At 53.0% G+C, this 7642-nt stretch carries 9 protein-coding genes; 6 read left to right on the forward strand and 3 right to left on the reverse strand.

Annotated features, from left to right (window positions below; translation table 11 throughout):
* Positions 1-36: 36 nt before the first annotated feature.
* The 6 genes from btuC (at position 37) to selO (ending at position 5468) form a co-directional block, all read left to right on the forward strand.
* Positions 37-1017: a vitamin B12 ABC transporter permease BtuC gene (gene btuC, locus FDX03_RS17700; RefSeq protein WP_101741707.1), complete on the forward strand. Its 981-nt coding sequence runs from the start codon at positions 37-39 to the stop codon at positions 1015-1017.
* A gap of 74 nt (positions 1018-1091) precedes the next feature.
* On the forward strand, positions 1092-1643 hold the full coding sequence (locus FDX03_RS17705; protein WP_048211871.1) for a glutathione peroxidase: 552 nt from the start codon (positions 1092-1094) through the stop codon (positions 1641-1643).
* Positions 1643-2392, forward strand: a complete 750-nt coding sequence (gene btuD / locus FDX03_RS17710; protein ID WP_115602132.1) for a vitamin B12 ABC transporter ATP-binding protein BtuD — start codon at positions 1643-1645, stop codon at positions 2390-2392. The genes FDX03_RS17705 and btuD overlap by 1 nt, the downstream gene beginning before the upstream one ends.
* A gap of 77 nt (positions 2393-2469) precedes the next feature.
* Positions 2470-2934: an NlpC/P60 family protein gene (locus tag FDX03_RS17715; protein WP_003832591.1), complete on the forward strand. Its 465-nt coding sequence runs from the start codon at positions 2470-2472 to the stop codon at positions 2932-2934.
* Positions 2935-3250: 316 nt separating this feature from the next.
* Positions 3251-3961, forward strand: a complete 711-nt coding sequence (locus FDX03_RS17720; RefSeq protein WP_048211869.1) for an EAL domain-containing protein — start codon at positions 3251-3253, stop codon at positions 3959-3961.
* Positions 3962-4025: 64 nt separating this feature from the next.
* On the forward strand, positions 4026-5468 hold the full coding sequence (gene selO / locus FDX03_RS17725) for a protein adenylyltransferase SelO (RefSeq protein WP_115643484.1): 1443 nt from the start codon (positions 4026-4028) through the stop codon (positions 5466-5468).
* Here selO and FDX03_RS17730 read toward each other — a convergent pair.
* The 3 genes from FDX03_RS17730 to FDX03_RS23565 all read right to left on the reverse strand — a co-directional run.
* Positions 5465-6244 carry a heme ABC transporter ATP-binding protein gene (locus FDX03_RS17730; protein WP_115643483.1) on the reverse strand — a complete coding sequence of 260 codons (780 nt, stop codon included), beginning with the start codon at positions 6242-6244 and terminating at the stop codon, positions 5465-5467. The two genes, selO and FDX03_RS17730, sit on opposite strands and share 4 nt — an antisense overlap.
* Positions 6237-7229 (reverse strand): iron ABC transporter permease, encoded by a 993-nt coding sequence (locus FDX03_RS17735; protein WP_115602129.1) that lies wholly within the window; start codon positions 7227-7229, stop codon positions 6237-6239. The genes FDX03_RS17730 and FDX03_RS17735 overlap by 8 nt, the downstream gene beginning before the upstream one ends.
* A partial coding sequence (locus tag FDX03_RS23565) for an ABC transporter substrate-binding protein (protein ID WP_249357098.1) occupies positions 7229-7642 on the reverse strand: 414 nt, incomplete at its 5' end. The genes FDX03_RS23565 and FDX03_RS17735, both read right to left, overlap by 1 nt.

The following is a 7642-nucleotide window of genomic DNA, read 5'->3' on the forward strand; positions in this document are numbered from 1 at the left end:
AGAATCTCCCCATCTTTTTTCAGCAGAATGGAAAACATGCTGACTTTCGCCCATCAACAGCAGCGACGAAACGTGCGCTGGATACTGTCTCTGTCAGTGCTGATGCTGCTGGCAACCATGATAAGTTTATGCGCAGGAGAACAGTGGATTGCTCCCGGCGATTGGTTTAGCGCTCGCGGCGATCTGTTCGTCTGGCAAATTCGACTGCCCCGTACACTTGCCGTATTGCTGGTAGGCGCCGCACTGGCCCTGGCTGGCGCGGTGATGCAGGCGCTGTTTGAAAACCCGCTCGCGGAGCCTGGTTTACTCGGCGTGTCTAATGGCGCGGGGGTAGGGCTTATTGCGGCTGTGCTGTTGGGGCAAGGGCGATTGCCCGGCTGGGCATTGGGCCTATGCGCCATTGCTGGCGCGCTGATTATCACCCTCATTCTTCTTCGTTTTGCCCGCCGACATTTATCGACCAGTCGTTTGCTGTTGGCCGGCGTGGCGCTGGGGATTATCTGCAGCGCGCTGATGACCTGGGCTATCTATTTTTCCACCTCTTTTGATCTTCGACAGTTGATGTACTGGATGATGGGGGGCTTCGGCGGCGTAGACTGGCATCAGGCCTGGCTCATGGTGGCATTGATTCCGGTGCTGGTGTGGATCTGCTGTCAGTCACAGCCGATGAATATGCTGGCGCTGGGGGAAACCTCCGCGCGCCAGCTGGGGCTGCCTTTATGGTTCTGGCGCAACTTGCTGGTGGTTGCCACGGGATGGATGGTTGGTGTGAGCGTGGCGCTGGCAGGGGCAATTGGTTTTATCGGGCTGGTAATCCCTCATATTCTGCGACTGTGTGGATTAACCGATCACCGCGTTTTACTCCCTGGGTGTGCGCTGGCGGGGGCAATTGCACTACTGTTTGCTGATGTTGTCGCACGTCTGGTACTGGCATCGGCTGAATTACCCATTGGCGTGGTGACGGCCACGATGGGCGCACCGGTATTTATCTGGTTATTGTTAAAAGCTGCGCGCTAGAAAGCGCAGGTTCGGTCTATGCTTAAAAGCTGAACAGGGTCATCCCACTATTCACCTGTTGTTCTGGAGATGCTATGCAAAACACGCTTTTTAATACGGAAGTGACAACCATCGACGGCGAGGCGACCTCATTGCAGGCGTATGCCGGAAATGTACTGTTAATCGTCAACGTAGCCTCAAAATGTGGGTTAACGCCGCAGTATGAGCAACTGGAAAACCTGCAGAAAACCTGGCATGGGCAGGGTTTCACCGTTCTGGGATTCCCCTGCAACCAGTTTCTGGGGCAGGAGCCCGGCAGTGAAGACGAGATTAAGACGTATTGCAGCACAACCTGGGGCGTTACCTTCCCGATGTTCAGTAAGATTGATGTCAATGGCGAAGCCCGCCATCCGTTGTATCAGAAGCTGATTGATGCGGCACCCACTGCGGTTGCACCTGCAGATAGCGGATTTTATGCGCGTATGGCGAGTAAAGGCCGGGCACCGCTCTACCCGGACGATATTCTGTGGAACTTCGAGAAGTTCTTAGTCGGTCGGGATGGACAGGTGCTGCAGCGTTATTCACCTGATATGACGCCTGAGGACCCGGTTCTTGTACACGCTATAAAGACTGCATTGGCCAACTAATGTCCCGATTAATGCTGCTACAGGATGTTGCGGAATCGACCCGACTCGGCCCGCTATCTGGTGAAATTAAAGCAGGAGAGATCCTGCATTTAGTGGGCCCCAACGGCGCGGGGAAAAGTACGTTGTTGGCGCGAATGGCGGGACTGACGACCGGAGAGGGGAGCATCACCTTTGGTGATACACCCCTCGGTGACTGGCCGGCAGCGAAGCTGGCGCAATATCGTGCTTATCTTGCGCAACAGCAAAATCCGCCTTTTGCGATGCCGGTCTGGCATTTTCTGACGCTGCATCAGCCTGATAAAGCGCGAACAGACCTGCTGCAGGAGGTGGCTGATGCGCTTGGGCTGGGAGATAAACTAGGACGTGGTGTTAATCAGCTTTCAGGGGGTGAATGGCAACGTGTGCGTCTGGCGGCCGTCATCCTGCAAATGAGCCCCCAGTCTAATCCGCATGGGCAACTTTTGTTGCTGGATGAGCCGATGAATAGCCTGGACGTGGCGCAACAAAACGCGCTGGACAGATTGTTGAGCCAGCTGTGTCTGCAGGGAATCGCCATTGTGATGAGCAGTCATGATCTTAACCATACGCTACGCCATGCGCACAAGGCGTGGTTGCTCAAGCGCGGAAAGCTGCTGGCGAGCGGTGCGCGTGATGTGGTGCTAACGCCAGCCAATCTGTCGTTAGCCTACGGTGTAAATTTCCGTCGCCTGGATATTGAAGGCCACAGAATGCTCATATCAACCACTTAAGTTAAATGGGTTCTTGAAAATCACATAATTTCCACGCTAAATTGACACAAAAATAAAAATCAGAGGATTCGTCCTGAATGCGCTTTTGGCTCCTTTTCATCACAGCATTGTTTTTGGCGGGGTGCAGCAGCCATCGTGCTCCTGCGCCAAATGCCCGACTGTCGGACTCTATCGCCGTTATCGCAGGTCTTAACGATCAGTTGCAAACCTGGCATGGTACTCCCTATCGCTATGGCGGTATGAGCCGTAGCGGGGTGGATTGTTCGGGATTTGTGTTGATGACAATGCGTGACAAATTCGATCTGCAACTCCCGCGCGACACGCGTACGCAATCAAAGATTGGTACTGAGATCGATAAAGATGATTTGCTACCCGGCGATCTGGTTTTCTTTAAAACGGGTTCCGGTGAAAGTGGTCTGCATGTCGGGATTTACGATACCAATAATCAATTTATCCATGCTTCAACCAGTCGCGGAGTGATGCGTTCTTCGCTGGATAACGTCTACTGGCGTAAAAACTTTTGGCAGGCGCGCCGAATTTAATCATTGCGGGTGACGAGATCGGCTCGCGGCTTTCTCGTCATCCGCATTTTAAATGTCAACTTTCACTTCTGCTGTTTGTCGGTCTATAACCCTGAACATTAAGAGCGTATCTTGCTAAAAATATGATTTATCCCGAGATATTAAAAAGTGCAAGGCTGGATATTCGTTTATAATCAGGATAAGCTAAAAAAAAAGGATTCGATTTACTGGCTAAAAAGGGAAAAATGAAAGGGCCTCAATTTGTATCAGCAGCAACGTATTTTTCCATCCTTTGCTACAGGATGCCGGATTACACCCATGCAGAGGGGCTGGCACAATGATTGTTTCACTGGATTATCTTTATCATTCAGAGTTCTCTTTTCTTCCTGCACGAAGTGAAAAAGGTGACCTTGAGTTCGTCGATATTGTTACAAACTTTGTCAGCCCGGATGGCGACGTACACATGCCAACAGAGCTGGTTATGCCCCGGATGTCAGACGACGAGCAATGCCGCTTATTTGCCGAGAAGCTGGAATTAATCGAAACGTGCCAACACTTTTTTATTCAACGCAAAATTCCGGCCTGGATTAATTTAACGCCAGCGGTCGCTAATACTTTATTATCAGACGCTGAATATGCTTCACGTGTTGAACGATTTTCATTTATTGAACTGACGATTAATGAAAGTTATCCAGAGTTAAACAGTGGCAAAGAAAATCCCACACTGGCGGCTCTGGCTGCGCGATTCCCATTAATACTGACAAACTACGGTGCCGGGGGCATATCCACGCGGGCAATTTTTGATGGTCTTTTCAAACGGGTCGTGCTGGATAAAAACTTTGTTCAACAACGGATTACACATATTTCGTTTGAGCCGTTTATGCGGGCTATTCTGGCGCAATTATCTCCCTGCTGCGAATCAATCATCATTAGCGGTATTGATACACAAGAGATGCTGACGCGGGTATTACCTTTGGGATTCAGCGCGATGCAAGGGGGACTGTGGCCGGCGGTATCACCGGCAAAAATTATTTCACTGGTAAAATGATAACCCTTTTATTTGCTGGTGTTTAACAGGCTATTAACAGTCTACACTAGAGACAGGAGGCCCTATGACCCTGTCTTTTACTACTCGCTGGCGTGATGAATTACCAGCAACCTATACCGCTCTTTCGCCCACCCCCCTGAAAAACGCGCGCATCATCTGGCATAACGATGCTCTGGCTGCGCAATTGGGTATTCCAACTGCGTTGTTTGATGTTTCTGGTGGGGCAGGTGTATGGGGGGGCGAATCGCTATTACCTGGGATGTCGCCTTTGGCGCAAGTTTATAGCGGGCATCAGTTCGGTGTCTGGGCTGGGCAGCTTGGCGATGGACGAGGGATCCTGCTGGGTGAGCAATTGCTTGCAGATGACACAACCCTTGACTGGCATCTGAAAGGCGCTGGATTAACGCCTTATTCCCGCATGGGGGATGGGCGCGCTGTGCTGCGCTCGACGATTAGAGAGAGCCTGGCCAGTGAAGCCATGCATTATTTGGGGATACCTACAACCCGGGCCTTGTCGATTGTCACCAGCGAGACTCCGGTGCAGCGAGAGACCACTGAAGCAGGCGCGATGCTCATTCGCGTGGCACAAAGCCATATGCGTTTTGGCCATTTTGAGCACTTTTATTATCGTCGTGAACCGGAAAAAGTACGTCAGCTTGCTGACTTTGCGATCCGTCATTACTGGCCACAATGGCAGGAAGAGGCAAATAAGTATCAGTTGTGGTTTACGGATGTTGTTACGCGTACCGCGACGTTAATGGCCGACTGGCAAGCCGTAGGCTTTGCGCATGGGGTGATGAACACGGACAACATGTCGATTCTTGGTCTGACGATGGATTATGGTCCCTTCGGTTTCCTTGATGATTACGTGCCAGATTTTGTCTGCAACCACTCCGATCATCAGGGGCGCTATAGTTTTGATAATCAGCCTGCTGCAGCTTTGTGGAACCTACAACGTCTGGCGCAGACGCTGTCGCCATTCATCCCGGTTGATGTGCTCAATGATGCGCTGGACGGTTATCAACTGGCCTTGCTAACCCGCTATGGGCAACGAATGCGGCAAAAACTGGGTTTCTTTAGTGAGCAGAAAAACGATAACGAAATCCTTAGCGAACTGTTTAGCCTGATGGCGCGGGAAGGTAGCGACTATACGCGAACGTTCCGCATGCTCAGCCAAACTGAGCAACACAGCACCTTGTCCCCACTGCGCGATGAGTTTATTGACCGTGCGGCATTTGACGACTGGTTCACTCGTTACCGCACGCGCCTGCAACAAGACAATGTGGCTGACGTAGTCAGACAAGCGCAGATGAAGACGGAGAATCCGGCTATGGTGCTACGTAACTGGCTGGCACAGCGGGCAATTAGCCAGGCAGAGCAGGGTGATTATACCGAACTACATCGGTTACACGCTGCGTTACGTACGCCGTTTATCGATCGGGATGATGATTATATCAGCCGTCCACCTGACTGGGGCAAACGGCTGGAGGTGAGCTGTTCGAGCTAAGGCGCGAGAAAAACTTGTGGGGATGCGTTGGCCGGGTGTTGGCCAACGTGAACCTGAGCACCGTACCAGCGTATCAGATCATCAGCCTGTAACACGGCGTCGGGCGTCCCTTGAGACACAATGCTTCCTTGATGGAGCAGTATGATCCGGTCAGCCCACAGTGCTGCCAGATTGAGATCGTGAAGGATGATGCAAACATGCAATTCTCCTGAAGCGGTGAGTGTCTTTAGTAATCTCAGCAGATGTTGCTGATGGTACAGATCTAACGCTGACGTCGGTTCGTCGAGAAATAGCCAACCGCGAGGTCCGGCGTTGCACCACAATTGTGCCAGCGCACGGGCTAACTGAACGCGTTGTTGTTCGCCACCGGAAAGCGCGGCGTATTGCTTGCCCGCCAACGGTGTGCAGCCGGTGACTGCCATTACCTGTGCGATAAGCTCGTGCTCGGGATGTTGGGACCAGGGGGCACGGCCCATCGCGATAACGGCTTCTGTCTGCCAGTCAAAACCTACCTGCGTTTGCTGACGCATAACCGCGCGATGGCGTGACAGCGACTGCGTACTCCAGTCAGCCAGTGATTTGCCATCTAACAAACAGCGTCCGGCAGTCGGTTTAAGAAAGCCGGTCAACAGACGTAGCAGGGTGGATTTTCCCGCACCATTCGGCCCGATTAACGCGACCAGTTCACCTTTAGCGAGTTTGAGCGATACGTCGTCAATTACTGAGCGATCAGCAAGGCGATAGTGAAGTCCTTCGGCAATAAAATGTTCAGCCATGCGCTCCTCGCTGACGAAAAATAAGCCATAAAAACCACGGTGCGCCGAGAAGACTGGTCAACAGACCGACCGGCATTTCCGCAGGCGCAACTGCGGTGCGGGCGAGAGTATCGGCAATCAGTAGTAAAAATGCGCCAGCCAGAACGGAACCGGGGATCACGGCCCGATGGTCTGATCCGAGCCACATACGCATTAAATGCGGAACAACCAAACCGATGAACCCAATGACTCCGCTGACCGCTACAGCAGCGGCCACGAGTAATGCGCTGCACAACAACAAAATACGTTGGATCATCCGAACATCAACGCCGAGATAATGCGCCTCCTCCTCACCCAGTTGTAGCAGGTTCAGCGCCGGAGCCAGACGCCAGATGATCAGCACCGTCGGGATAGTCAGTGACGTGACAGCCAGTAGCGTGGACCACTGCGCGGCTCCCAGACTTCCCATCCCCCACAACGACAACTGGCGCAACTGCGCATCATTGCTGATCCACGACAAAACGCCAACCGCCGCTCCGCAGAGCGCATTAATAGCAATACCGACCAGTAACAGACGTGAGAGCGAACCGTCGCGCTGTTGGCTGAGGATAAAAATCACTACCGTTGCCGCCAGCGCACCGAGAAAAGCGGCCAGCATCGGGGCGTACAGCATCAACAGCGCGGGTAAAGAGACAGGCAGCACTACCCACAAAGCGACGGCGCAGGCCGCACCGCTGCTAATACCCAGTAGCCCTGGATCGGCAAGCGGGTTGCGAAACAATCCCTGCATGACGCAACCTGCCAGTGCCAGTGAGCCGCCAATCACCAGCGCCAGCAGAACGCGCGGTAGCCGAATGGTGAGCCAGATTTGACGCAAAGCATCATCTCCGTCCTGCCAGAGCAGGCTTACCGGCAGGCGCAACGCGCCAAAACCGGTCGCCAGTATCGTCATTACACCCAGCATAAAGGCCAGCGTCCATAACGAGCAGGTGATTCGTCGGGCCATCAGGGCAATTGCTCCGCTTTGGCGCGTAGCTGCAAAATGGCCTGTGGCGTGCGAACGCTGAAGCCCAGTAATGCCATATCATCAATCTGCAGTACCTGCTTATTGCGCCCGGCAGGCGTTTGCGCAAGTCCAGGCAGTGCCCACAGGTTAGCTTCACCACCAACGGCCTGAATACCATCCCGTGAGATCACCACCAGGTCGGGCTGGCTGGCAATGACGCCTTCTTGTGATAACGGCTGGTAACGGCTAAAACCCTGCATTGCGTTACGTAAGCCGGCTGCGCGAATAGCGGCATCAGCCCCCGTATCCTGTCCTGCAGCCATTGCGGTCATTCCACCATGATTGAGAATAAACAGAACGCGTTTATCAAGCTTCGTGGCGGGTAATGCCGCGAGTTCCTGCCGTAATGTGTT

This window comes from Citrobacter sp. wls827, assembly GCF_005280875.1.
GTDB classification, from domain to species: Bacteria; Pseudomonadota; Gammaproteobacteria; order Enterobacterales; family Enterobacteriaceae; genus Citrobacter; species Citrobacter youngae.

Excerpts from the sequence above, each read along its gene's own strand:
- FDX03_RS17715 (WP_003832591.1), top strand. The coding sequence starts at position 2,470 with ATGCGCTTTTGGCTCCTTTTCATCACAGCATTGTTTTTGGCGGGGTGC.
- FDX03_RS17705 (WP_048211871.1), top strand. The coding sequence starts at position 1,092 with ATGCAAAACACGCTTTTTAATACGGAAGTGACAACCATCGACGGCGAG.
- FDX03_RS17720 (WP_048211869.1), top strand. The coding sequence starts at position 3,251 with ATGATTGTTTCACTGGATTATCTTTATCATTCAGAGTTCTCTTTTCTT.
- selO (WP_115643484.1), top strand. The coding sequence starts at position 4,026 with ATGACCCTGTCTTTTACTACTCGCTGGCGTGATGAATTACCAGCAACC.
- FDX03_RS17735 (WP_115602129.1), bottom strand. The coding sequence starts at position 7,229 with ATGGCCCGACGAATCACCTGCTCGTTATGGACGCTGGCCTTTATGCTG.
- btuC (WP_101741707.1), top strand. The coding sequence starts at position 37 with ATGCTGACTTTCGCCCATCAACAGCAGCGACGAAACGTGCGCTGGATA.
- btuD (WP_115602132.1), top strand. The coding sequence starts at position 1,643 with ATGTCCCGATTAATGCTGCTACAGGATGTTGCGGAATCGACCCGACTC.
- FDX03_RS17730 (WP_115643483.1), bottom strand. The coding sequence starts at position 6,244 with ATGGCTGAACATTTTATTGCCGAAGGACTTCACTATCGCCTTGCTGAT.